Source organism: Herbaspirillum rhizosphaerae, assembly GCF_046025915.1.
Lineage (GTDB): Bacteria > Pseudomonadota > Gammaproteobacteria > Burkholderiales > Burkholderiaceae_D > Herbaspirillum > Herbaspirillum rhizosphaerae_A.
The window spans coordinates 365,485-389,398 of sequence record NZ_JAQQFR010000004.1 but is presented as its reverse complement, the minus strand read 5'-3'; the positions used below and the strand labels follow the sequence as shown (position 1 = coordinate 389,398).

Below are 23,914 nucleotides of genomic sequence, written 5' to 3'. Positions count from 1 at the left end.
CTGTCCGGCCGTCCTGCCCACTTCACTTATTTACTACACCTGCTTACTGCACCTGCTTACTACACTTGCTTGCTGCACCTACCTACGACACCACGAGAAACACCGCTTAACACTTAGTTCAGATACACCGGCACGAAGATCTTATCGTCGCCGCGTTCCACCAGCAGGGCAACGCTCTTGCCGGCCTTACTCACCAGACTGCGCAACTGCTCGACACTGGTCACCGCATTGCCGTTGAGCGACAGAATCACATCACCGCTCTGGATACCGGCAATCGCCGCCGGGCCGTTGACGTCTTCCACCACCAACCCGCCATGCACGCCGATTTGCTGCTGCTCATCCTTGTCAAGCGGACGCACGGCAAGACCCAGACGGCCTTGCTGCTCAGCGCCGTTTTTGCCGGAGGCGTCCTTCGCCACCTTCATCTCGCCGACAACCACGCTAAGCGATTTGATCGAACCGTTACGCATGACATCCATCTTTTGCGTCGTGCCTGGCGCCGTGTCGGCAACCAGTGTCGGCAAGTCGACCGAATGATCGATAGGTTGATTATTGAAGCGCAAAATCACGTCACCCGGTTGTACGCCCGCTTTCTCGGCGGGACTACCCTTCTCAACCGAACTCACCAACGCGCCTTCGGATTTTTTGAGGCCAAAGGATTCTGCCAGCGCCTGATTCACTTCCTGCACCGACACACCGAGACGACCGCGCGTCACCTTGCCGTGCTGCACCAGTTGCTGCTCCACCTTCATCGCCACATCGATAGGAATCGAGAACGACAAGCCCTGATAGCCGCCGGTCTGGCTATAGATCTGCGAATTGATGCCGACCACTTGCCCCTTCAGATTGAACAACGGTCCACCGGAGTTGCCGGGATTGACCGCGACGTCTGTCTGGATGAACGGCACATAGTTGTCGTCCGGCAGGCTGCGCGATTTGGCGCTGACGATACCTGCAGTTGCCGTATTGTCGAAGCCATAAGGGGAACCGATCGCCAGCACCGGCTCACCGACTTTCATCAATGCAGGATTGCCGATCTGTACTGTCGGCAAATCCTTGGCTGCAATGCGGATCACGGCAATGTCGCTCTGCTTGTCCACGCCCAATACCTTGGCTTTGAACTCGCGGCGGTCAGTCAGCTTCACAGTCACTTCCTGCGCGCCATCGACGACGTGGGCATTAGTCAGGATCAGGCCATCCGAATTAATGATGAAGCCCGAACCCAAGCCGCGCATGATTTGCGGGCCGCGCGGTTGCTGCTGAAATTGCGGCCCGAAACGCTTGAAGAATTCAGAGAATGGATCGTTGGGATCAACGTCGGCGGACGCCTGATCTGTACTGGGCTTCGCCTTGCCGGTGACGCTGATGTTCACCACGGCCGGACCGGCGCGTTCAACAATGCCGGAGAAATCAGTCGGTGTCGCCAGCGAAGGCGTTGCCGCTGCCAGCGGCGCGGCGGCTTGCACCGGCATATTGGCAGCTTGTGCGCCAGGAATGTCGGCGCCACGGAAGTACACGTAACTGCCGCCGACGATAGCGGCCAGCATGATGGCAAGCGTATTGCGAACAAAGACGGTACGGCGATTCATGGAAGCACTCCTTGCAGAATGGGTGACCTTTCACCCGATGGAATGCAGCGTAAATCGCGAAAATTAAGACAGACTTAAGGAAACAAACTGTTACAAGAGAGCTCAGCAGCGTTGAAAGACCACTTGCGCCTGCAATCCCCTGGCCGTATTGTGCAACGACACAGTCGCATCATGTAAATCGGCAATCTGCCTGACGATGGCGAGTCCGAGGCCGCTGCCGAGAACAGTCGACTGCACATTGTCGGCGCGATAGAAACGATCGAAGACACGCACCAGATCCTGCTCCGGAATTCCGGGCCCGGTGTCCTGAATAGTGACCATCAACTTGTCGCCCTGCACCTGCATGCCGACATCGACAGTGCCGCCGGACGGGCTGTATTGCACGGCGTTCGACAGCAGATTGCTGAACAGAATACGCAAGGCATCGGCATTGCCGGAGACGCTGCCGACCGCTTCTTCCGTGATGCCAAGATCGACGTTCTTGTGTTCCGCCAATGGCGACAAATCCAACACCACGCTGCGCAGCAACGCCGCCAGATCGACCGGTACATGCGCTTGCACACCCGGCTCCTGGCGCGCCAAGGTCAGCAGTTGATGCACCAGATGCGTGGCGCGCTCCAGACCGTTTTTCAGATCGGAGAAAGCCGCACGACGCTCTTCGTCGTTGTCGGCGCGTTCGGCCAGTTGTGCCTGCAAACGCAGGGCCGTCAATGGCGTGCGCAGCTCGTGGGCGGCGTCGGCAACGAAGGCACGCTGCGCCTGCATGGCCTGCTGCAATCGATCAAGCAAATCGTTGAATGCCTGCGTCAGAGGACGGATTTCCTGCGGCAGGCTTTGGTCGGCAATCGGTGTCAGCGTATTCATGTCGCGCAGTTGCACGTCGGCCGCCGCGCGCCGCACCGGCGCCAGGCCATGTCCGACCGCCACCCAGATCAGCGCACCAAGAAAAGGAAACAGCAGCAGTAAAGGCATCACCGTCTTCACCGCCATCTGCGCCGCAACTTCCTTTCGAGCGCTTTGCGGCTGCGACACCTGCACCACGGTGCTACCGATCTGCGCACTGTAGACACGCCACATCCCGCCCGGCCCCGGCACATCGATAAAGCCGAGCTCCGCCTGTTGCGGCATGACGCTGCGCGAGTGCGAGTGATAGATGACGGTGCCGGTGCTATCCCAGATCTGCATCATGATTTCGTCGTCGAGGCCGGGCAAACTCTGTCCAGGGGCAATCGGCGCGAAAGCCTGACGCGGCAACGAGGCGGCAATCTGGCGCATCTGGTAGTCGAAGATGTCGTTGGCCTCATCGCGCGCCTGGAAGTAGAGCACGATGCCGGCCAGCAGAATGCCGCCGCTCAAACCCAGCGCCAGCCACAGCAAAAGTTGTCGTCGTATCGAATTCATTGCGTTTATTTAGGAACCAGATAGCCGATACCGCGCACATTCTTGATGAAGTCACTACCGAGCTTCTTGCGCAGGGCGTGGATGTGCACTTCAACGGCGTTGCTGTCGATACTGTCTTCCCATCCGTACAATTTCTCTTCCAGTTGCGCGCGTGACAAGACGACGCCCGGACGATCCAGAAAAGCACGCAGCAACGCGAATTCACGGGCCGACAGATTCACCGGCTGGCCCTGCAAAAATACCTCATGCGTAGCCGGATTCAGCGTCACTTCGCGCACTTGAATCAGGCTATCAGCGCGGCCCGACTGCCTGCGCAATAAGGCACGCATGCGCGCGGAAAGTTCTTCGAGATCGTAAGGTTTGATCAGATAATCGTCGGCGCCGGCGTCCAGACCGGCGACGCGATCAGCCACGGCATCGCGTGCGGTGGTGATCAGGACGGGAATAGTGTTGCCGTCGGCGCGCAGAGTCTGCAACACCGCCAGGCCGTTCTTTTGCGGCAGCCCAAGATCGAGCAAAACCAGCGCGTACTCTTCCTGCTTCAGTGCCAATTCTGCAGCCTTGCCGTCTTGTACCCAGTCGATGGCGAAACCGTCCTGTCGCAAGCCCTTGCGCACCGCTTCACCTACCATCAGATCGTCTTCGACCAGCAGGATGCGCATATTGTTTTCCTAAAGGAAACGCGCCAGCAAAAACACTACCAGCGAGATCAGGATGGTCGATGCAAACGGCAGCGAGAAGACGCGCCCGAACAGCTTGAAGCGCAGGTCACCGGGAAGGCGGCCTATACCGAGCTTTTCCAGCCATGGCAGCAGGCTGGAAAATACAATCACAGCGAGAAAAATGACGACAACCCAACGAATCATGTGCGGACTCTTTTATTGTGCTTGTTGTGTTTATAGACGATGAGTACGGTCGTGTGCGTACAGACGCTCCGGCCAGTTGATATTTTTTCCTACCGCCAGCACCTTGAACAACTCGCCCATCTCCGCGGGAGAAATCAGTTTTTGCACAGCATTCGATTGCGGCAGATAGGCCCGGCTTTGTTCCGGCGAGGTACGCAGCAGCAAATCGCCGATACCAGCGCCGAGCAAGAATGCGGCCTGACTGGTATAACCGAACACATCCAGACCGCCCTCGATGGCCGCCTTTGCCATCGCGGTGAAATCAACGTGCGCGGTCACATCCTGCAAACCCGGCAAATAAAATGGATCCGGATGGGCGTGATGGCGGTAGTGGCACATCAGCGTGCCTTGGCCGCGCTCGTGCAGATAATATTCGTGCGCCGGAAAACCGTAGTCGAACAACAAGGCAACGCCTTTTCCGCCTTGCAACATCGCGCCCAACGATTGCATGAAGCCTACAGAAATCGGATGGACTTCAGTCAGATAACCAACCGGCAAGACTTCGGCATCCGGGATCTGCGCCATCAAAGTATCGTCGCAAGGACGGTCCGCATACGCAAAGGCGCCAGAAGCATCCTGCGTGACGCCACGCTCAAGCCAGCTATCTTCGCCACGAATCACCAATTGCACCGGCATCGCGTCCAGTACTTCGTTGCCGATCACCACGCCCGAAAATGCCGCCGGCAGGCTGTCGAGCCAGCGAACCTGCGGAAAGTCACGCAGTGTTTCCTGTTGCCGTGCCCGTAACTGCGTCGAGATCTCGACGACGAAATAATGTGTCGGCAAACGATCGGCGGTACGCAGCTCGGTCAGTATGTCGAGGGCCAGTTTGCCGGTGCCCGCGCCGAATTCCATGATGGCGGCATCGGTCTGATCGAACAATTCTGTCGCCAAATGCGCCAAAGTTGCGCCGAAAAGCGGCGAAATTTCCGGCGCAGTTGTAAAATCTCCCTCTTTGCCCAATTTTGTCGCGCCGCCGCTGTAATAACCCAGCCCGGGCGCATACAACACCAGCTCCATGTAGCGAGCAAACGAGATCCAGCCATCGCTGCGCCGGATTTCGTCGGCGATCAGATGCTGGAGAGAACGGGAAGCGGCAAGCGCGTCGGCAGATGGTTCAGGTAATTGCAGTTGCATGGGCAGTATTGTATTTGAAATACGCAGCGGCCTTGCTCACTTGCCGGTGAATTGCCAGCGAATTGCCGGCGCTTTCATTTGCCTGCCGTCGGTCTGTGCGACCGCCTTCGCTTTAATTTACTAAACAATTTGCCAACAGATTGGCCAGCCGGGTTGCCCCGCAGCTCTCTGTTTCTGATGATATGAATGCCATGACTTCCTCACGCCAACAAGTAGCACTCGTCACTGGAGCCGCCAAGCGTATCGGCCGCGTGATCGCGCTGGCGCTGGCGCGCGATGGATGGGATATCGCCGTGCATTACGGCCAGTCGCGCGATGAAGCGCTGGCGGTCGTCAATGAGATCACTGCCCTGGGCCGTCGCGCCGTCGCGCTGCAATGCGAACTGGCGGATGAAGCCGGCGTACGCTCGCTGATCACGCAGGCTGCGCAACTCGGTCCAGTGACCTGCGTAGTGAACAACGCGTCCCTGTTCCGCAATGATCAGGCCGACAGCTTTACCATGACGTCACTGGATCTGCACATGCGCGCCAATGTCGCCGCGCCGGTGTTGCTGGCACAAGCCTTGTATGAGGCAACGCCTGCCGACCGGCAAGCCGTGGTGGTCAATCTGCTGGACCAGAAGTTGTACAATCCCAATCCCGACTTCCTGTCTTACACCTTGTCCAAGGCGGCGCTCCAAAGCGCGACCACGTTGCTGGCGCAGGCACTTGCACCACGTGTTCGCGTGGTTGGCGTAGCGCCCGGCATCACCATGGTGTCGGGAGACCAAAGTGCGGCGGAGTTCGAGAAGGCCCATCGCGTCACGCCGCTGGGCAAAAGCAGTACGCCGGAAGATGTTGCCGCAACGGTCTGTTTTGTTGCTGCGTCGCCGGCCATTACCGGCACAACGATTCTGGTGGACGGCGGTCAACATCTGATCCCCTTGCAACGCGACGTCATGTTCCTGGCGAAATAGCCCGCCCCGCTAAATCGCCTCCTTATTTTTGATGAACCGGCAAACCGGCTCCTACTTTTCTTTTCGGAAACTATGTTCTCTCTCTATCATCCAGCTCTAAACGATTGCCGCCGCCTGTTCCTGCGCAACTATGAAGTGCTGATCAACATCGGCGTGCATGAGTTCGAAAAGAAGGGTGAGCAACGCATTCTGGTGAATGTCGACCTGTTCATTCCACTGGCCATGTCGACACCAGAACACGACCAACTGGACGAAGTGGTCGATTACGACTTCATCCGCAGCACCATCGCCAAACGCATGGCCCAAGGCCACATTCATTTGCAGGAGACCCTGTGCGACGACGTCATCAAGGCGATGTTGGCGCATCCGAAGGTGCGCGCCGTAAGAGTTTCCACAGAGAAACCCGATGTCTATCCGGACTGCGACTCGGTCGGCGTAGAAGTTTTCCGCATTAAAGAAGCAATCTAATTACCTTATTTGCAGGCCCCAAGATGAACGATCTGCTCGAACACGCAAAACTCACCGAAGACACTTCGGCCGCCTCTGACGCCTCTGACGCCTCTGACGCCACGCAGGCGACTACATTGTCGCCATCGGTCAAACAGGCGGAGAAAATCGCCTACGAAAACAACAAGCTGCACAAACGCTTGTGCCGCCTGACCGGCCAGGCCATCGGTGATTACAACATGATCGAAGATGGCGACAAAATCATGGTTTGCCTGTCCGGCGGCAAGGACAGCTACGCCCTGCTCGACATCTTGCTGACCCTGCGCGAGCGAGCGCCGATCAACTTCGACATCATTGCCGTCAACCTGGATCAGAAGCAGCCGAATTTCCCTGCCGACATCCTGCCAGCTTATCTGGAAAAACTGGGCGTGGCGTATCACATTGAAAACCAGGACACCTACAGCATCGTCAAACGTGTGGTGCCGGAAGGCAAGACAACCTGTGCGCTGTGTTCGCGTCTGCGTCGCGGCATTCTCTACCGCGTTGCAACAGAACTAGGCGCGACAAAAATTGCCTTGGGGCATCATCGTGACGACATCCTCGAAACCTTTTTCCTGAACATGTTCTTCGGCGGCAAACTCAAGGGCATGCCACCGAAATTGCAGTCCGACGACGGCAAGCAGATCGTCATCCGTCCGCTGGCGTATGTGAAAGAAGCCGACCTCACGCGCTATGCAGAGGTAAAGGAATTTCCGATCATTCCTTGCGATCTGTGCGGCAGCCAGGAAAATCTGCAACGCAAGCAGATCAAGGGCTTGATGCGTGAATGGGAAAAAAAATATCCAGGCCGCGTCGATAATATTTTTGCGTCTCTGTCGACCGCTGCACCGTCGCATCTGATGGACAGGAATCTGTTTGATTTTGCCAATTTGAAAGCAACCGGCATCGCCGATGCGGATGGAGATATTGCGTTCGACGAAGACCCTTGCGCTACGAGCAACCCTACTGCGCAGAATGTTATCTCGCTACACCCTGCAGATTGAGTCCGATTGCGAGAGCGGCTCGCAAATCCACGCGGGCTAAGCCTGCGTGCTTTTTTCTCTGCGGTACCTGTAAATAAAATTTACAAAGTGGATAGTCGTACGGATTAGATACCAAATACCCTCCTGATCATCGCTTGAAGCGACTGGGCATCATGATTTAATTTGCTCGTCGGATACGTAATTCACGTAATTTTTCTGAAATACGCATTCGAACGACGATATCAATCAAATCAAGACAGTCGCGACAGCCGCAGGGGGCTGAGGGTACAACCTCAGAAAGGGAAGCAAGATGATCAAGGCTTCCTCCGCCGTAATGGATAGCATCCATACCTCTGCACATGCCCGACACTGCTTATTTCGTGCATGAGGAAGTTTGATGGCAGCACAATTCTGGCGCGACAAGCGCGTCTTCATTACTGGTCATACCGGCTTCAAGGGTAGCTGGCTGACACTATGGCTGCACCGTTGGGGCGCCAAGGTCTACGGCTATTCATTACCGGCCCCGACCAATCCGAGCCTGTTCCATCTGGCGCGACTCCAGAATTGCGTGCAAACGACGACCGGTGACGTGCGCGACCTGAAGCACCTGAGCGAAACGATGGCGGCAGTCCAGCCGGATGTCGTTTTTCACCTGGCGGCGCAACCGCTGGTGCGCGATTCCTACAATTCGCCGATCGATACCTTCGCCATCAACGTCATGGGCACCGCGCATGTGCTCGAAGCCGTGCGCCAGACACCCAGCGTACGCTCTGTCGTCGTCGTGACCAGTGACAAGTGCTACGAAAACCGCGAGTGGCTGTGGGGCTATCGCGAAGATGACCCAATGGGTGGCCACGACCCCTATAGCAGCAGCAAAGGTGCAGCAGAACTGGTGACATCTGCGTATCGCCGCTCCTATTTTCAACAAGGTACAGACTCGCAAGCTGCCATCGCCAGCGTGCGTGCCGGCAACGTCATCGGTGGCGGTGATTTTGCCGCCGACCGCCTGATCCCCGACTTTATCCGCGCGCTGGAAAAAGAAGAAGCCGTCAGCATCCGCAATCCACACGCGATCCGCCCATGGCAATTCGTACTGGAACCGCTGTCGGGTTATCTGACTGTTGCTCAGCGTCTGTTCGAATCCGGACAGCAGTTTGCCGAAGGCTGGAATTTTGGCCCTGCCGATACCGACTTGCAGACGGTCAGCCAGCTGTGTGCGACGTTCAATCATTCGCTGCAAAAGAACGAGGTCGCGCCAGTTGAGGTGCGACTCGAAAGCCAAGCCAACGCGCCACACGAGGCAGCTTTCCTGCGCCTGGATATTTCCAAGGCGCGCCAGCGGCTGGACTGGATTCCAAAGATGGAGCTGTACACGGCTCTGGAACTGACGGCGCAATGGTATAGCGGCTATATCAACAACGAAGACATGCGCTCCCTGAGCGAAAGCCAGATTGAGTTCTACCAGAATCTGACATAATTCCGGGCTATATCAATCAGGTCGGAATAAAGATGAACATTCTCGTTACAGGCGGCGCAGGTTATATCGGTTCACATACTTGCGTGGAGTTGCTCAGCGCCGGACACCATGTCGTGGTCTTCGACAATTTCTGCAACAGCTTTCCGGAAGCCTCCCGGCGCGTTGAAAAAATTACCGGCAAATCGCTGACGCTCGTAGAAGGCGATATCCGCGACCGCGCGGCGCTTGAGCAGGCGCTGCGTCAATATCAGTGCGACGCGGTCATCCATTTTGCAGGACTGAAAGCGGTTGGTGAGTCGGTTGAAAAGCCACTGGAGTACTACGACAACAACGTCGTCGGAACCGTGCGCTTGCTGGAGGCGATGCAAACCACCGGCGTGAAAACGCTGGTCTTCAGCTCATCAGCGACCGTCTACGGCGATCCGCAATACCTGCCGCTGACGGAATCGCACCCGCTCTCGGCCAGCAATCCCTATGGTCGCAGCAAGATCATGATCGAAGACATGCTGCGCGACTTCCATCTCGCCCATCCTGACTGGCGCATTGCGCTACTGCGCTACTTCAACCCAGTCGGTGCGCATGAAAGCGGCCTCATTGGCGAAGATCCCCAAGGCATGCCCAACAATCTGATGCCGTTCGTCGCTCAGGTCGCCATCGGCAAGCGCGACAAACTCAATATCTGGGGTGGCGACTACGATACGCCGGATGGCACCGGCGTGCGTGACTTCATCCACGTAGCCGATCTGGCGACAGGCCATCTCAACGCGCTGGAATATCTTAAAGAACCGCAGTGCTTTGCCGTCAATCTTGGCACCGGCAAAGGCTACAGCGTACTTGATGTCGTGAAGGCCTTTGAAAAGGCCTGCGGCAAAGCCCTGCCTTTCATCATCGCCGCTCGCCGCCCCGGCGATATCGCCTCTTGCTATGCAGATGTCACGCTGGCGAAGACGGCGCTAGGCTGGGAAGCCACACGGTCCCTGGATACCATGTGCGAGGACAGCTGGCGCTGGCAAAGTAGCAACCCCAACGGCTTTCGCATCTGACGCAAACTGGCACTGACGGTACAACAGACGGAACAAGCGATGATATTTGTAACAGGTGGCGCCGGTTTTATCGGCAGCAATTTCATTCTGGACCTCCTGGCAAGCCAGGACGAGCATGTCCTTAATATTGACAAACTGACTTACGCCGGCAATCCCTACAACTTGGCCAGCCTCGACGGCGACGAACGCTACCACTTCGTACAGGCCGATATTGCCGATCGTGAAAAAATCACGCAGCTGTTTGAACAACACCAACCGCGCGCGATCATTCACTTCGCTGCCGAAAGTCACGTCGATCGCTCCATTCATAGTCCGGGCGAATTCATCCATACCAACGTCAACGGCACCTTCAGTTTGCTCGAGGCTGCGCGTGCTTATTGGTCTGCGCTGGATTCAGAAAAAAAGGCTGCGTTTCGCTTCCTGCACGTGTCGACCGATGAAGTCTACGGCACACTAGGGCCGAACGATCCACCGTTCAGCGAAACGACGCCTTACGCACCAAACAGCCCTTATTCCGCTTCCAAGGCTGCGTCGGACCATCTGGTGCGCGCCTATCATCACACCTACGGCTTGCCGACGCTGACCACCAATTGCTCAAACAATTACGGCCCGTATCATTTCCCTGAGAAGCTGATACCGCTGGTCATCCTTAACGCACTCGACGGCAAGGCACTGCCCATTTATGGAGACGGCCAGCAAATCCGCGACTGGCTGTTCGTCAGCGATCATTGCGCCGCGATCCGCCAAGTGCTGGCGCGCGGCAAGGTCGGAGAAACTTATAACATCGGTGGCTGGAATGAAAAGGCCAACCTAGACGTCGTTCACACGCTATGCGATATCCTCGATCAACAAAAACCAAAAGCCGTCGGCAGCTATCGCGATCAGATCACCTTCGTGCAAGACCGTCCGGGACATGATCGTCGCTATGCCATCGACGCCCGAAAATTAGAGCGAGAACTTGGCTGGAAACCAACAGAGACGTTTGAAACCGGTATCGCCAAGACCGTACGATGGTATCTTGATCATCCGCAATGGGTGATCAACATCCGCACCGGCGGTTATCTGAAATGGCTGGAGCTTCACTACGGCGGCGACGCCGAGGAGACGACATGAGCACAAATGACCGGCTGATGCCTGAGCGCAAAGGCATCATCCTTGCCGGCGGATCCGGCACCCGGCTTTATCCGGCAACCACCGTCATATCGAAGCAGCTCATGCCGATCTATGACAAGCCGATGGTCTACTACCCGCTGACCAGCTTGATGTTGGCGGGTATTCGTGACATCCTGATCATCTCGACGCCGCAGGATACGCCGCGCTTTACGGAACTACTCGGCGATGGATCCCAATGGGGCCTCAATCTCAGCTACGCCGTACAGCCATCACCGGATGGGCTGGCGCAAGCGTTCATCATTGGTCGCGGCTTCATCGACAATGCGCCTTCAGCATTGATCCTCGGTGATAACATTTTTTACGGCCGCGACTTTGAGAATCAATTGCGCGCGGCTGCTGCAGGCCCTGATGGTGCAACGGTATTCGCTTATCACGTCAACGATCCGGAACGCTATGGAGTAGTCGAGTTTGACCGGCAACGGCGAGCTATCGGTATTGTCGAAAAACCGGCTCAACCAAAGTCGAACTATGCGGTAACCGGCCTGTATTTCTACGACAACCAGGTTTGCGATATTGCCGACAGCATTCAACCCTCGGCGCGCGGCGAACTCGAAATCACCGACGTCAATCGCACCTATCTGGAGCGCAACCAGCTGCAAGTCGAATTAATGGGCCGTGGAATCGCCTGGCTGGACACGGGCACCCATGATTCGCTTCTGGAAGCAAGCCAGTTCATCGCCACTATTGAAAAACGCCAGGGACTGAAAGTCGCCTGCCCGGAAGAAATAGCATATCGCCGCGGCTATATCGATGCTGCGCAATTGGAGAAACTGGCGGCCCCGCTAAAGAAGAATGCTTATGGCCAGTACCTGATGCGCCTCCTGACCGATCAGAGCTATTAACCGGCTTATTCTTTTATCTTCATGCAGATCACCTCTACCGCGATTCCCGATGTCCTGATCGTCGAACCAAAAGTGTTTGGCGACGACCGTGGCTTTTTTTTCGAGAGTTTCAACGCACGCCGCTTCCAAGAATTGACCGGCATCGTCGATGCTTTCGTGCAAGACAATCACTCCAGATCCGCACGCAATGTGTTGCGTGGCTTACACTATCAGATTCAGCATCCGCAAGGAAAACTGGTTCGCGTCAGTTCCGGTGAAGTGTTGGACATTGCCGTCGATATCCGTAAATCATCACCGACGTTCGGCCGCTGGGTCGGGGTCATTCTCTCGGCAGAAAACAAACGCCAACTATGGGTACCGCCCGGCTTTGCACATGGCTTTGTCGTCCGTAGCGACTATGCCGAATTTCTCTACAAGACCACCGACTACTGGATGCCGGAATACGAACGTAGCATCCTCTGGAACGATCCTGCCATTGGCATTGATTGGGATATTCAATCCCAACCCGTTCTATCCGCCAAGGACAACAACGGCACACTACTGGCCAACGCCGAGGTATTCGCATGAAAATTCTGCTCACTGGCCAGAGCGGCCAAATCGGCAATGAGCTGGCGCAGAGCCTGCGCGGTCTCGGTGAAATTGTCTCGTTCTCACGTCAGCAAATGGATCTGTCTGATCTGGATCAGGTGCGCGACACCATCCGTGCCACGCGTCCGGACCTGATCGTCAATCCGGCAGCGTATACCGCCGTCGTCAAAGCCGAGAACGAGCCGGAGTTGGCCATGCGCATCAACGGCGAAGCACCAGGCGTCATCGCGGAAGAAGCGCAACGGCTGGGCGCACCGGTAGTGCACTATTCCACCGACTACGTCTTTGACGGCACACAAGATGTGCCTTACGACGAAACAGTTCAGACACATCCGATCAATGTCTATGGCAAAAGTAAATGCGCCGGCGAAGAAGCCATTGCGCGTCACTGCGAAGCCTATTGGATACTGCGCACCAGTTGGGTCTATAGCGTGAGTGGCGGTAATTTTCTCAAGACCGTGATTCGTCTCGCACAAGAGCAGGAAAAATTCACCATCGTCGGTGACCAGTTCGGCGCACCGACATGGTCAAAAACCATCAGCGACGTGACGCGCCGCTTGCTGGTCAATCAGCAGACAACGTCCGGCACACAGATTGATCTCGATCATCTGCGCCGCACCAGTGGCATCTACAACCTCACTGCGGCAGGTGAAACTTCCTGGCATGGCTACGCTTCATTTATCGTTGAACGGCTGCAGGCTTTGCATGTGCCGGTCAAGGTCAGTGGTGCCAGCGTCATCACACCGGTACCGTCCAGCACGTATCCGGTCCCGCCGCATCGCCCCCCAAATTCCCGCTTGTCCGGCGCAAAACTGGCGTCGACCTTCGGCGTAACCATGCCGCAATGGCAGACCGATGTCGCCAACTGCCTCGATGAAATTATTCGGGAATACAACCTGGCTGACGGTCGCAAGCTGGCTTAAATAGAAAAGAAAGAAGAAGAGAAAGAAGAAGAGAATGCCTGCCGGAGGAGATTTTCCGACAGGATAAAAATCAGTTGCTCGGTACGTACAGCGTCTGATCGCCCTGCGTGATCAGGTTCAACTGCCCCATGAACTGTTCGAAGTTGTCGCCGCCGCAAATTGACCGCAAATAACGCAGCAGCAAATAACTGCCAAGTCGCTCTGCACAAAACGCCCATGCGCGCGATTGATAACCCTCACGCTTGACCTGATAGCGCTGCACGCAAGCCCACGCTACCGCTTCGATATCGGCGATGCTCTTGAGCCAGAAATCGGCTGGGAAGACGCCCAGTTCGACGCCTCCCATGAAGAACACGCGCTCATCGAAAAACAGTTCCACTTCGTTGCTGTGCAAAACACCCAGGTCTACGGCTTCCGCGGCGAAACGCAACATGTCCTCCACGTGATGCGCGCGTGCATAGTGCTTCAGATAGCCGGCACTCTGACCATCGGCAACGAAACCGCAGGTCTTCCCGACCAGCAGGTCGCTTGAGCCGGGATCAAGCATGCTGTCAAAACTTTGTCGCGCAAGATCCTTGTTCGACACCACGTCCATCATCCAGTTGTCTTCCGCCGGCACGCCGCTGATACGGTCACGCGAGATGAATTTCCGGTACATGCAGACGCCGATGCGTTTGACGTTGGGATAGTTCTTGAGAATGTGATTGCGCAACGCGAAGTTGCCCACCATGCCGCCGACGATCGGGTGGTAAGGCACCCATTGCGGCGCCAGCTCGCGCAGATTAAGGCGTCCTTCAGCCTGCGAATCACCCAGATAAATCGGGGTGACGAAACCAGGAAACCGAATCGGTAACTCTACATGTGTAATACAGCCGTAGACCAGCTCGGCGTTTTGTCCGCCGACCACGGTATTTGAAGAGGTCGCAAGTTGAGGTGGCTGAGATGACGCCGGTGCCTCGACCTTTTCAGCCTTACTGAATTGCAAGACGCTATTTCGCAGCGCCAAAAACCGATCGATGTGCGTGATGTCGCCGGTGGCGAGATAGTCGCGCTTCATCTTATCGAGTTCCGGCAACTTGTCTTGATACGCGAGCAGCCCGAGATCGGACAACGGCAACTTCGCATGATCAAATACAGCAATGCGCAATTGCTGATCCAAGGCCAGTACCAGCGAAGCAATGCGCTCCGTCAGCAGAGATTTCATCGTCAGCGGCGGCGTGTTGGTAGAAAGCGCATTGAGTCGCCCGGCCAGCGCATCATTACCGGACTCTGCCAGCTCGAATACCTTCTCCGTCAGATCGAACCACGTCTTCCAGAACACCGGCTTTGCAACGACATAGCCGGTATGCGCGACAGCGCGAAAGTCGGTGACGAATTCGCGCAGGTCAAGCGACAAACCGACCGCTTCCAGATAATCCTGAGCAAGTTGCTGCAAGCCGGGATGATGGAACTCGCCCTCTTCAAATACGTTCAGAAAACATGCCGCATTGCGCGTGAACGGGAAGAAGAGATAAGTATCGCTATCAGGATGTCCATCGACAAAGCGTGCGATGTCATCAGCTGTCAGCCCCGTCCGTTGGACAAAGTCTGCGGAAACGAAACCGTAGAGCGCCTCGTCATCGACAGCTTCGCTCGCGAAATAAGTACGGATGGCGGCATAGTCACCCCAGCCATCGAGACCGTCGTCGCCTTCACGTGGCAAGGCCATGAACCCGGCCTCGGCATTGCGCGCTATCTGATACAGATAAATATTCATGAAATGGTCCGTACTTATTGGCATTGGCATTGGTATTGCTGCATTCACGCGCTCAGACGAGCGCCCTCAGGGACTTCAGATTCACCACACCTGCATGTGCGGCACGGCGATCGCAAAACGTCCACCCCAGTTGCGAATCTCGGCCAGTTGCGCTTCCACTTCCGCTTTCAGATTCCACGGCAGGATCAGCACATAGTCAGGCCGCGCTGCAAGCAATGCCGCCGGCGACACGATAGGCACATGGCTGCCAGGCATGTACTTGTTCTGCTTGGACGCCGCAGCATCCGCCACCAGCGGCAACAGATCGGCGTGCACGCCGGAATAGTTCAACAAGGTATTCCCTTTGGCGGCAGCGCCATAGGCCATGACCTTTTTTCCCAAACGTTTTTGCTCGAGCAAAAATTGCAGTAAATCCAGCTTGATCTTTTCAGCGCGCGCTTGAAAGCCCTGATAGGTCTCAATCTTTTCGAGACCGAAATCCAGCTCTTGCTGCTGCACGCGACGCAATACCGCAGTAGGTTGATGGGCCGCATTTTCATGGCATGCATAAACACGCAAGCTGCCGCCATGGGTCGGGATCTGATCTACGTCGTACACGCGCAAACCCAACGTACGCATCATGCGATCAACACTGCCAAGCGCCAGATAGGAAAAGTGTTCGTGATAGATCGTATCGAACTGGCTCTGCTCAATCAGGTTAAGCAGATGCGGAAATTCGATGGTGATGGTGCCGTGATCCTTCAACAACACCGCCATGCCACCCAGAAAATCATTGATGTCCGGCACGTGCGCCAGCACATTGTTTGCGGCGATCAAATCGGCCTTGCCGTCACGCGCCACGATATCTCGTGCCAGCTTCACACCGAAGAATTCTTCAACAATCGGAATACCCTTGGCGCGCGCTGCGTTGGCCGTACTGGTGGTTGGCTCCACGCCCAGACAAGGAATGCCGCGCTGCTGCACATATTGCAGCAGGTAGCCATCGTTGGCGGCGATCTCAACCACTTTCGAATTCTGACTCAATGACAAACGGGATGTGATCATCTCGACGTAATCGGCGGCATGCTTGAGCCAGGTCGTCGACGTTGACGAAAAATACGCGTAGTCGGACTCAAACAATTGGTCGTAATGCGCATAGTCCTGTGTCTGCACCAGCCAGCAGGACCGACACACCATCACGCGCAGCGGATAGTAGGTTTCCGGTCGCATCAGGTCTTCCTGACGCAGATAGGCATTCGACGGCGGTGAAAAACCCAGATCGATAAACGTATCGTGCAGGTCGGTCTGACAGTGACGGCATTTCATAAAATAATCCCGGAAAAATCAGCGCCCAGCAAAGGATGCTGCAGGTCGCGCTCGGATAAATGTTGTGGCGGCAAAGGCCACGCAATGGCAACGCGAGGATCGTCGAAACGTAGAGCGCCCTCGGCAGCCGGTGTGTAAGATGCGGTATGCAGATACAGCATCTGTACTTCGTCGGTCAGCGCCTGAAATCCATGCGCGCATCCCTCGGGAATCAGCAAGGCGCGGTCATCGCCCTCTTCCAGCTCGAAACCGCGCCAGGTGAGAAAGGTCGGGGAGCCACGGCGCAGATCGACGACGACGTCGAAGATCTTCCCGGTCAGGCAGCGGATAATTTTCTTCTCCGCGTACGGTGCGTGTTGAAAATGCATGCCGCGCACGCTGCCGCGTTGCACCGTATGGGAATGATTGATCTGGCGGATGGTCGCGCCCTGCAACGCGTCACCCAGATCGGTGTCGCAGAACCAGCGGGCAAACCCGCCGCGCTCATCGCGACGGCGATCGGTTTCAATCAGTAGCACGCCGGGCAGGTCGGTAGGCAACGTCTTCATGTCTGCAGACTTAAGCCCACTTCTTCCATTGCGCGGCACCGCTGTCCCACAACTGGTTGAGCTGAATCTTGTCGCGCAGCGTGTCCATGCACTTCCAAAAACCATGATGCTGCCAGTTCAACAGCATGCCGTCGCGGGCGATGTTTTCCAGCGGGGCACGTTCAAAAATAGTACCTTCGCCATCTTGGAGATAGTCGAATACGCCTGCACGGCACACCATGAAACCGCCATTGATCCAACCCAGGTCGCCGGGCGGCTTTTCGCGGAAGTCGTTGATGTAGCCTTTTTCGTCGGTGTTGACCATGCCGAAACGCGCTTCCGGCTGGACGGTAGTCATCGTGACCAGCGCCTTGTGTTGATCGTGATGCGCGACCAGGGCCTTGATGTCAACGTCCGCCACGCCATCGCCGTAAGTCAGCATGAAATCTTTTTCGCCCAGATAATCACGTGCCGCCAACAAGCGGCCACCGGTTTGCGTGTGCAAACCCGTTTCGAGCAGTGTGATCTTCCAGGGCTCGGATTTATTGCGATGCACTTCGACTTTGTTGTCGACCAGATCGATGGTGACGTCGCCCTGATGGAGGAAGTAATTCGCAAAATATTCCTTGATCAAAAAGCCCTTATAACCAAGCAGGATCACGAACTCATTGAAGCCAAAGTGCGAGTAGCTCTTCATGATGTGCCACAGGATAGGCTTTCCGCCGATTTCCACCATCGGTTTCGGGCGCACATCGGTTTCTTCGCCCAGACGCGTTCCCAGACCACCAGCAAGAATCACAACTTTCACAAACACCCCCAAACATAGGTCATTTCGACAGATTGTGCCGACGCAAGCAACGGCATAATGTAGTTTTCGATCTTCGCAGAACGAAATCGGATTGCCTGCTATCGGCACCGCCCCCGTCCTTCGAAAATTGTACGTTATATTTGGCGCCGAAGGCATCGCAAAACGTCCGCTTCCAAAGGATTTTGCGGCGTTTTTGCACAATAATTCCCGATCGGGGCTATTTGCCGCAGCCGGGCTTTAGTCGTGTCCGGTCAGCGCAATTTATGATGGCCACATGAACGAATATTCGCAGCAAACGACAATAAGGACCGCAGCCGTGACGCGTAAAAAACGTATCCTGATCTACACCGTCGAGTCGACCTGGAGCCCCTGCCCGCAAATCCGCCTGATCCGCCCGTTCGCCCATCTGGAAGATGAGTGGGAATTAATCTGGGGTATTCGCGATGGCGTCCTCCAAACCGATGCCGTGGAAAGCGCCGATCTCATTCTGTTACATCGGTTTACGCCGGGCCTGCTGCCGATTTCGGCACTGGAGGCGATTTTCAACCTGGGCAAGCCGGTGATCTACGAATCCGATGACCTGCTCAATGAAATCCCACATGATCATCCGGAAGCCGCTGCAGGTGCGAGCTGGAAAGAAGGCATCGAATACACGGCACGACGCGCCAAGGCGATTGTCGTGTCGACAGAGTTTTTAGCGGAAAAATACCGCCCTCTCAATCCACAAGTTCATGTCCTGCCGAACTATCTGGACTACGATCTGTTTTTCCGTCCGGTGCCGACGCCGCGGCCGGACGATGCGATTACCATCGGCTTGCTTGGCTCATCGATTCAGCCATCTAATTTCGCGCTGGTGAACAAATCTCTGCAAGCGCTGTGCGAACGCTATGGATCACGGCTGAAAATTCATTTCGTCGGCTGGGAATGCCCGAAAGGCTGGGAAAATCATCCCAATGCCATCTTCCAGAGTTTCATCCATGAGTACGTCGACTATGCCGCCCAACTCAAGCAATGGGCTTGGAACATCGCGCTCATTCCACTGGCCAGCGACGAATACAATCAATGCAAGAGCTACATCAAGTGGCTGGACTATTCTGCGGCCGGCATCGCCTCCATCTTCAGCGACGTCACGGTCTACAACCAGGTCGTCACACATGACCAAACAGGCTTATTGCTACCCAATGATGACCAGGCCTGGCTGGACACGATTACGCAACTGATCGAATCCCCCGAGAAACGCAAAGCCATCGCCCTGGCAGGCCAGGATGAAGTCCGGAAAGATTTTGACCTGCGCGCAAAATCGGCGCTGTACAACAGCGTCTACAGCAGCTTCATCAGCAAACCTGCCTCAGTTACTGCGACCGCCTCGACAACGAGGTCAGCGGCACCTGCTGCGGCCACTGCCAACCCGACGACGGATGCCACCCCGATGAAAAAACACATCCTGCAAATCCATTACAACGAAGCTACCCGCCGCTCACTGGATCCCGGATTCATTCCACTGGAAGTGGTTGGCAATCCACGCCCGGATTGGTTCGAATACTGGTGCATTCGCGATTACTTCCAGAACAACGACCTCAACGCCGACGAGTACTACGGCTTCCTGTCGCCACAGTTTCACAATAAGAGCGGTTTGCAGGCGCATCAGGTACATGCGCTCATGGAGAGCAATCCGGGTGCAGATGTGTACACCTTCTCGCCGACCATGTCCGATGCCGCGTGTTACCTGAGCGTGTTTGAGCAAGGTAACCGCCGTCATCCGGAACTGCTGCCGATCGTCATCGAACTGATGCGCGCTGTCGGCCTGGAAGTGGACATTCAGGGTCTGATCAATGATTTCCGCACGACGGTCTATTGCAATTACATCGTGGCCAAGCCGGTCTTCTGGGAAAAATGGTTTGCCATCAATGAGCGTATGTTTGAAATCGCCGAAGCAGGCGACAGCGCATTGGCGAGAAAGCTGACCGAGATTACCGACTACGGCAAGAGCACCGTGCAGATGAAGGTGTTCATCATGGAACGCATCGCATCGCTGGTCTTGGCGTTGATGCCAGAACTGCGGATTGTCAATCTGAACGTCAGCGCGATGCGCATCGGCAATCCACTGTTCTATCCGTGCCGCGACGAAATGGTCATGCTCGATGCGCTCAAGGTCGCGTATCAGCATTCAGGAGATAACGCCTATTTGCAACGCTTCCGCGCTCTGCGGCATGATGTATTGCGACGCTGCGATACGGAATATTTTTCCGAGCAAGCGACCGACTTTTTCTGACTCGTTGCGGCTCCTTAATGGGGAGCCGCATTTTTTTCCAGCCTTACATCGCTACTGGCGGTCCGTCATTGACGAGGGGTCGGCGCAACGCACACCATCAAACACCTTCGGCCAAACCGAAATCAGCGTAACTGTTCACAAACTTTGGCTCGACCGCTTCGAATACCAAGGCATCCCCAACCAGCTTGTCTTCGTAGTATTCACCGTCAAACAAACCAGGGAAGCGAATCAGCGCCAGCACGACTTTTTCCAGCGGTCCGGCACCAAGATAATAGGCGCTGCCGTTCGCCCAGGGACGCAATACCGGCTTGCCGTAGACGCGGCGATTCAACAGCGGGTCCCGGCATTCGCCCCAATGCAAACAACGGTCGTGGTCAAGATTGGCGGAGCGTACGCCGGCGTAAGCATCTTCCTTCGCCAAGGTCACGAGGCTTTGACGTAGTTTTTCTGGTTCGCGCAGGCTCATATGGTCTTCAAGCTTGAGCACGCCGACGTTGTTACCGATGTTTTCGTACACCCACGTCAGCGCCTCTGCGACTTTCTTTGGCGTGCCTTCATAGGCATCAGACGCGTTGACCTGCAATGCGCGGACATGTTTGATCGATGGCGCATCGGCGCCGCTGACAATCATGTATTCGACATTCGCGTTGTCAAACTGCGCGGCCAGACGCAAGGCTTTTGCTTCGTTCTTTTTGCTGGAGACGATCATCACGATGCTATTGACGCCCGATGTCTTCTTCACGACTCCCTTATAGTCTCCAATGATGTCACCGTTGTACGGCATGGTGGCGATCGCTGACTTCAAATACGCCAGGGATGCACTGGCATTGCCGCGCGCCTGCTCAACCTGAAATCGCTTGTAATCCAGCGCCCATTTAAAGCCCGAAGGGATATGCAAGAACTCCTGCTCCAGGCGGTCGCATTCTTTCAGAATGCCGTCCCAGGTCAGCGGCGATACAGGCAATTGAAGCACCGTGGTGGCGCGTTGATTAAAAGTCATTGTGATTTCATCGAGTAATTGGAGCGGTGGACGCGGCAGGCATTGAATCCCATGTTGCTGAATCAATAGCCCAGCTTCTTGATTTCCATTTCGGTATTGACGCGATATACCAGACGTTCAAACCGGTCGGTCCAGTCATCGGTCAAGTTTTTCAGCAACAGACTTTTTCCTGCCGACGTAATGCTCTTGCGCAGACTATCGTTGCTGAGCATCATACGGATGTTGGATGCCAACATGTCGATGTTGCCGACGGGATGCATCATGGCGTTGCGCGCATTGCGCAGGCCGACATGCCGGTAGGTTTCCAGATCGGAGAGACACACCGGCACTTCCAGTTCAAATGCCTCCCAGATCGTCAGGGGCTGCGACTCACTGTCGCTGGCCAGCACAAATAAATCTGCGGAAGCCATATACGACAGTGCCACTTCATTGGGCAATTCGCCGAGCATGCGATAGCGATCCGGGAATGCATCTGCAAGCTTGCGTGCACCTTCCGGCAATTGCAGGTATTTACCGATGAAGACACATTCGATCTGGTTACGCAGATCAGCTTCCAGGCTGTCGACTGCCATTATCGTATCGGCAATACGCTTGCGCGGCTCAATCGTGCCGATGCAAACAATACGTTTCTTGTTGGCCGGCTTTGGTTCCGGCTGCAGGCTTTCCTGACGATAGATCGCATCATTCCAGAACGGCATGACATGTACCGTGGCCGGGCTGTCGAACAAAAAGCTACCGTACACGATGCGCTGGAATTCGGTCTGGAACACGATATGGGCAGCATGCTTGAAACCTTCTGCCAGCTGCGGGAAGCGCAATATCATGTCGCGACCAACTTCCGCCTCATGGATCCACCAGATCACAGGCACTTTGGGTGCTGCCTGTGCAACGTGGGCTCCCGACAAGAGCGTATTGGCAATCAGCAGATCGACTGCGCCGGCCTGTATTTCCTTGACGATAGGAATGCCAAGCGCCTCGAATTTCTTTTTGATCTCGCCTTCGCCATCAATGCGCGCCATGACCGACACTTCATGGTTTTGCACCAGACGCTCAGCCAGGCGCAACATGGCAATGCTGGCGCCGGTGGTATAGAACTCGTCATTCAGGAGGAGAATCTTCATGTACGACCTTAAAAAGCTGTCTTCAATAACAAAACTGATGCCGCTCGCTGATCCGTTTCTTCCGCAAGGGGCAAATTTTCATGCCCTCAGAGGGTTGCATGACCGGCTACCATCTTAATGAGAACCTCGATGCTCAAAGGGCCGAGAACATGCAGAAATGGCCCTCAACTTTGCATTTGGACAATCTTTCGAAGTCACCGCCAAGTCAGGTGCGTGCTACACTTTCGCCTTCTTTTTCGCCACCATCCTCAAACGTATGAACGTCGTCATTCTCGCCGCCGGCATGGGCAAACGCATGCAATCCGCGCTACCCAAAGTGCTCCATCCGCTCGCCGGCAAACCGCTGCTTGGCCATGTCGTTGATACCGCCAAGACCCTCGCGCCGTCGAAATTGTGCGTGGTCTACGGCCATGGCGGCGATGCCGTTCCGACTAGCTTTGCCGACACAACGCTGTCATTTGCCCTTCAAGAGCCGCAACTCGGCACCGGCCATGCGGTCGCGCAAGCATTGCCTTTTATTGATGACAATGCTTCCACGCTGGTGCTCTACGGTGACGTCCCCCTGACAACGCCGGCAACCCTGCAACGCCTGCTGACAGTCGCAGGCAAAGACAAGCTGGCCGTACTGACAGTCACCGTGGCCGACCCGACCGGATACGGCCGCATCGTGCGCCAACACGGCAAAATCACCCGCATCGTCGAGCAAAAGGATGCCAACGAGGCCGAACGCGCCATTCAAGAGGTCAATACCGGCATCATCGCCGCCCCGACCGCCAAGCTGCGCACCTGGCTGGCAGCACTATCCAACGACAATGCGCAAGGGGAGTACTACCTGACCGACGTCATCGCAGCAGCAGTCGCGGACGGCGTCGAAGTCGTGTCGGCCCAGCCGGCAGACATCACCGAGACATTGGGTGTCAACAGCAAGGTACAACTGGCGGAACTGGAGCGCGCCTATCAACGCCGCATCGCCAACACCCTGCTGGAACAGGGCGTCACGCTACTCGACCCGTCACGCCTTGATGTACGTGGCACGCTGACCTGCGGCCGCGACGTCAGCATTGACGTCAATTGCATCTTTGAAGGCAACGTCGAAATCGCCGACGGCGCCACCATCGGCGCCAATTGCATCATCAAGAATGCTCGCATCGGCAAAGGTGCGCAGATCAAACCGTTTTCACACATTGACGACGCCATCGTCGGTGCGGCCGCGCAAGTCGGCCCGTATGCGCGCCTGCGTCCCGGCACCGAGCTGGGTGAAGACGTGCATATCGGCAACTTTGTGGAAGTCAAAAAGAGCAAGATCGCCGCGCGCAGCAAAGCCAATCATCTGACCTATATTGGCGACGCCACCATCGGATCCGGCGTCAACGTCGGCGCAGGCGTCATTACCTGCAACTACGACGGCGTCAACAAATTCGAGACCATCATCGAAGATGACGTCTTTGTCGGCAGCGACAGCCAACTGGTCGCTCCGGTGCGCATCGGCAAAGGCGCCACCATCGGCGCCGGCACCACGCTGACCAAGGATGCGCCGGCAGATCAGCTGACGCTGTCACGCGCTAAACAGATGTCGCTGCCCGGCTGGACGCGTCCGGTCAAGATCAAGAAATAAAGCGCGG

Annotated in this window: 22 protein-coding genes; 11 read left to right on the top strand and 11 right to left on the bottom strand. The window is 56.0% G+C overall.

Annotated features, from left to right (window positions below):
- Positions 1-113: 113 nt before the first annotated feature.
- The 5 genes from PQR63_RS08715 to PQR63_RS08695 all read right to left on the bottom strand — a co-directional run bounded on the left by PQR63_RS08715 (position 114) and on the right by PQR63_RS08695 (position 5,032).
- Positions 114-1,589 (bottom strand): DegQ family serine endoprotease, encoded by a 1,476-nt coding sequence (locus tag PQR63_RS08715; RefSeq protein WP_408167422.1) that lies wholly within the window; start codon positions 1,587-1,589, stop codon positions 114-116.
- A gap of 102 nt (positions 1,590-1,691) precedes the next feature.
- Positions 1,692-2,990, bottom strand: coding sequence for a sensor histidine kinase (locus PQR63_RS08710; RefSeq protein WP_408167420.1), 1,299 nt, complete (start codon positions 2,988-2,990; stop codon positions 1,692-1,694).
- Between the two features lie 5 nt (positions 2,991-2,995).
- A complete protein-coding gene (locus PQR63_RS08705; protein ID WP_408167418.1) occupies positions 2,996-3,652 on the bottom strand; it encodes a response regulator in 657 nt (218 codons plus the stop codon).
- 9 nt (positions 3,653-3,661) lie between these two features.
- Positions 3,662-3,856: a DUF2905 domain-containing protein gene (locus tag PQR63_RS08700; RefSeq protein ID WP_007883080.1), complete on the bottom strand. Its 195-nt coding sequence runs from the start codon at positions 3,854-3,856 to the stop codon at positions 3,662-3,664.
- Between the two features lie 30 nt (positions 3,857-3,886).
- Complete coding sequence (locus tag PQR63_RS08695) at positions 3,887-5,032, bottom strand: class I SAM-dependent methyltransferase (protein WP_408167415.1); 1,146 nt, start codon at positions 5,030-5,032, stop codon at positions 3,887-3,889.
- Between the two features lie 191 nt (positions 5,033-5,223).
- On the opposite strand from PQR63_RS08695, the gene PQR63_RS08690 reads away from it, so the two are divergent.
- From PQR63_RS08690 to rfbD, 9 genes are all read left to right on the top strand, one after another.
- A complete protein-coding gene (locus PQR63_RS08690) occupies positions 5,224-5,988 on the top strand; it encodes an SDR family oxidoreductase (RefSeq protein ID WP_408167413.1) in 765 nt (254 codons plus the stop codon).
- A gap of 72 nt (positions 5,989-6,060) precedes the next feature.
- The gene (locus PQR63_RS08685) at positions 6,061-6,456 is read left to right on the top strand and encodes a dihydroneopterin aldolase (RefSeq protein WP_408167411.1); all 396 of its coding nucleotides are present in this window, start codon (positions 6,061-6,063) and stop codon (positions 6,454-6,456) included.
- A gap of 23 nt (positions 6,457-6,479) precedes the next feature.
- The gene (ttcA, locus tag PQR63_RS08680) at positions 6,480-7,478 is read left to right on the top strand and encodes a tRNA 2-thiocytidine(32) synthetase TtcA (protein WP_408167410.1); all 999 of its coding nucleotides are present in this window, start codon (positions 6,480-6,482) and stop codon (positions 7,476-7,478) included.
- Positions 7,479-7,854: 376 nt separating this feature from the next.
- Entirely contained in the window at positions 7,855-8,934 is a 1,080-nt protein-coding gene (gene rfbG, locus PQR63_RS08675; RefSeq protein WP_408167408.1) for a CDP-glucose 4,6-dehydratase, read from the top strand.
- A 32-nt stretch (positions 8,935-8,966) separates the two neighbouring features.
- Positions 8,967-9,977 carry a UDP-glucose 4-epimerase GalE gene (galE, locus tag PQR63_RS08670; RefSeq protein ID WP_408167406.1) on the top strand — a complete coding sequence of 337 codons (1,011 nt, stop codon included), beginning with the start codon at positions 8,967-8,969 and terminating at the stop codon, positions 9,975-9,977.
- A 39-nt stretch (positions 9,978-10,016) separates the two neighbouring features.
- Positions 10,017-11,090, top strand: a complete 1,074-nt coding sequence (rfbB, locus tag PQR63_RS08665) for a dTDP-glucose 4,6-dehydratase (RefSeq protein ID WP_408167405.1) — start codon at positions 10,017-10,019, stop codon at positions 11,088-11,090.
- Entirely contained in the window at positions 11,087-11,992 is a 906-nt protein-coding gene (rfbA, locus tag PQR63_RS08660) for a glucose-1-phosphate thymidylyltransferase RfbA (RefSeq protein WP_408167403.1), read from the top strand. The genes rfbB and rfbA overlap by 4 nt, the downstream gene beginning before the upstream one ends.
- Before the next feature lie 21 nt (positions 11,993-12,013).
- Positions 12,014-12,559, top strand: coding sequence for a dTDP-4-dehydrorhamnose 3,5-epimerase (gene rfbC / locus PQR63_RS08655; RefSeq protein ID WP_408167400.1), 546 nt, complete (start codon positions 12,014-12,016; stop codon positions 12,557-12,559).
- Positions 12,556-13,503, top strand: coding sequence for a dTDP-4-dehydrorhamnose reductase (rfbD, locus tag PQR63_RS08650; RefSeq protein WP_408167397.1), 948 nt, complete (start codon positions 12,556-12,558; stop codon positions 13,501-13,503). The genes rfbC and rfbD overlap by 4 nt, the downstream gene beginning before the upstream one ends.
- A 70-nt stretch (positions 13,504-13,573) precedes the next feature.
- Here the strand turns inward: rfbD and PQR63_RS08645 are convergent, their stop codons facing one another.
- The 4 genes from PQR63_RS08645 to rfbF form a co-directional block, all read right to left on the bottom strand.
- Positions 13,574-15,259 (bottom strand): hypothetical protein, encoded by a 1,686-nt coding sequence (locus PQR63_RS08645; protein ID WP_408167395.1) that lies wholly within the window; start codon positions 15,257-15,259, stop codon positions 13,574-13,576.
- Between the two features lie 81 nt (positions 15,260-15,340).
- Positions 15,341-16,564, bottom strand: coding sequence for a methyltransferase domain-containing protein (locus PQR63_RS08640; RefSeq protein WP_408167392.1), 1,224 nt, complete (start codon positions 16,562-16,564; stop codon positions 15,341-15,343).
- Entirely contained in the window at positions 16,561-17,112 is a 552-nt protein-coding gene (locus tag PQR63_RS08635) for a dTDP-4-dehydrorhamnose 3,5-epimerase family protein (RefSeq protein WP_408167390.1), read from the bottom strand. The genes PQR63_RS08640 and PQR63_RS08635 overlap by 4 nt, the downstream gene beginning before the upstream one ends.
- A gap of 10 nt (positions 17,113-17,122) precedes the next feature.
- Entirely contained in the window at positions 17,123-17,899 is a 777-nt protein-coding gene (rfbF, locus tag PQR63_RS08630; protein WP_408167388.1) for a glucose-1-phosphate cytidylyltransferase, read from the bottom strand.
- A 316-nt stretch (positions 17,900-18,215) separates the two neighbouring features.
- Here rfbF and PQR63_RS08625 point away from each other — a divergent pair, with 316 nt between their 5' ends.
- Positions 18,216-20,171, top strand: coding sequence for a glycosyltransferase family protein (locus PQR63_RS08625; protein ID WP_408167386.1), 1,956 nt, complete (start codon positions 18,216-18,218; stop codon positions 20,169-20,171).
- A gap of 97 nt (positions 20,172-20,268) precedes the next feature.
- Here PQR63_RS08625 and PQR63_RS08620 read toward each other — a convergent pair whose 3' ends face one another.
- Both PQR63_RS08620 and PQR63_RS08615 read right to left on the bottom strand, forming a co-directional pair.
- Positions 20,269-21,171 carry a hypothetical protein gene (locus tag PQR63_RS08620; protein ID WP_408167384.1) on the bottom strand — a complete coding sequence of 301 codons (903 nt, stop codon included), beginning with the start codon at positions 21,169-21,171 and terminating at the stop codon, positions 20,269-20,271.
- Positions 21,172-21,233: 62 nt separating this feature from the next.
- A complete protein-coding gene (locus tag PQR63_RS08615) occupies positions 21,234-22,292 on the bottom strand; it encodes a glycosyltransferase family 4 protein (protein WP_408167382.1) in 1,059 nt (352 codons plus the stop codon).
- 256 nt (positions 22,293-22,548) lie between these two features.
- On the opposite strand from PQR63_RS08615, the gene glmU reads away from it, so the two are divergent.
- Complete coding sequence (gene glmU / locus PQR63_RS08610) at positions 22,549-23,907, top strand: bifunctional UDP-N-acetylglucosamine diphosphorylase/glucosamine-1-phosphate N-acetyltransferase GlmU (protein WP_408167439.1); 1,359 nt, start codon at positions 22,549-22,551, stop codon at positions 23,905-23,907.
- The last annotated feature ends 7 nt before the right edge of the window (positions 23,908-23,914 follow it).

Coding starts and splice junctions, on each gene's coding strand:
- PQR63_RS08685 (WP_408167411.1), top strand. CDS start 6,061: ATGTTCTCTCTCTATCATCCAGCTCTAAACGATTGCCGCCGCCTGTTC.
- PQR63_RS08615 (WP_408167382.1), bottom strand. CDS start 22,292: ATGAAGATTCTCCTCCTGAATGACGAGTTCTATACCACCGGCGCCAGC.
- galE (WP_408167406.1), top strand. CDS start 8,967: ATGAACATTCTCGTTACAGGCGGCGCAGGTTATATCGGTTCACATACT.
- rfbC (WP_408167400.1), top strand. CDS start 12,014: ATGCAGATCACCTCTACCGCGATTCCCGATGTCCTGATCGTCGAACCA.
- rfbG (WP_408167408.1), top strand. CDS start 7,855: ATGGCAGCACAATTCTGGCGCGACAAGCGCGTCTTCATTACTGGTCAT.
- PQR63_RS08690 (WP_408167413.1), top strand. CDS start 5,224: ATGACTTCCTCACGCCAACAAGTAGCACTCGTCACTGGAGCCGCCAAG.
- PQR63_RS08640 (WP_408167392.1), bottom strand. CDS start 16,564: ATGAAATGCCGTCACTGTCAGACCGACCTGCACGATACGTTTATCGAT.
- PQR63_RS08710 (WP_408167420.1), bottom strand. CDS start 2,990: ATGAATTCGATACGACGACAACTTTTGCTGTGGCTGGCGCTGGGTTTG.
- PQR63_RS08620 (WP_408167384.1), bottom strand. CDS start 21,171: ATGACTTTTAATCAACGCGCCACCACGGTGCTTCAATTGCCTGTATCG.
- ttcA (WP_408167410.1), top strand. CDS start 6,480: ATGAACGATCTGCTCGAACACGCAAAACTCACCGAAGACACTTCGGCC.
- PQR63_RS08700 (WP_007883080.1), bottom strand. CDS start 3,856: ATGATTCGTTGGGTTGTCGTCATTTTTCTCGCTGTGATTGTATTTTCC.
- PQR63_RS08715 (WP_408167422.1), bottom strand. CDS start 1,589: ATGAATCGCCGTACCGTCTTTGTTCGCAATACGCTTGCCATCATGCTG.
- PQR63_RS08705 (WP_408167418.1), bottom strand. CDS start 3,652: ATGCGCATCCTGCTGGTCGAAGACGATCTGATGGTAGGTGAAGCGGTG.
- PQR63_RS08635 (WP_408167390.1), bottom strand. CDS start 17,112: ATGAAGACGTTGCCTACCGACCTGCCCGGCGTGCTACTGATTGAAACC.
- glmU (WP_408167439.1), top strand. CDS start 22,549: ATGAACGTCGTCATTCTCGCCGCCGGCATGGGCAAACGCATGCAATCC.
- PQR63_RS08695 (WP_408167415.1), bottom strand. CDS start 5,032: ATGCAACTGCAATTACCTGAACCATCTGCCGACGCGCTTGCCGCTTCC.
- rfbD (WP_408167397.1), top strand. CDS start 12,556: ATGAAAATTCTGCTCACTGGCCAGAGCGGCCAAATCGGCAATGAGCTG.
- rfbB (WP_408167405.1), top strand. CDS start 10,017: ATGATATTTGTAACAGGTGGCGCCGGTTTTATCGGCAGCAATTTCATT.
- rfbA (WP_408167403.1), top strand. CDS start 11,087: ATGAGCACAAATGACCGGCTGATGCCTGAGCGCAAAGGCATCATCCTT.
- PQR63_RS08645 (WP_408167395.1), bottom strand. CDS start 15,259: ATGAATATTTATCTGTATCAGATAGCGCGCAATGCCGAGGCCGGGTTC.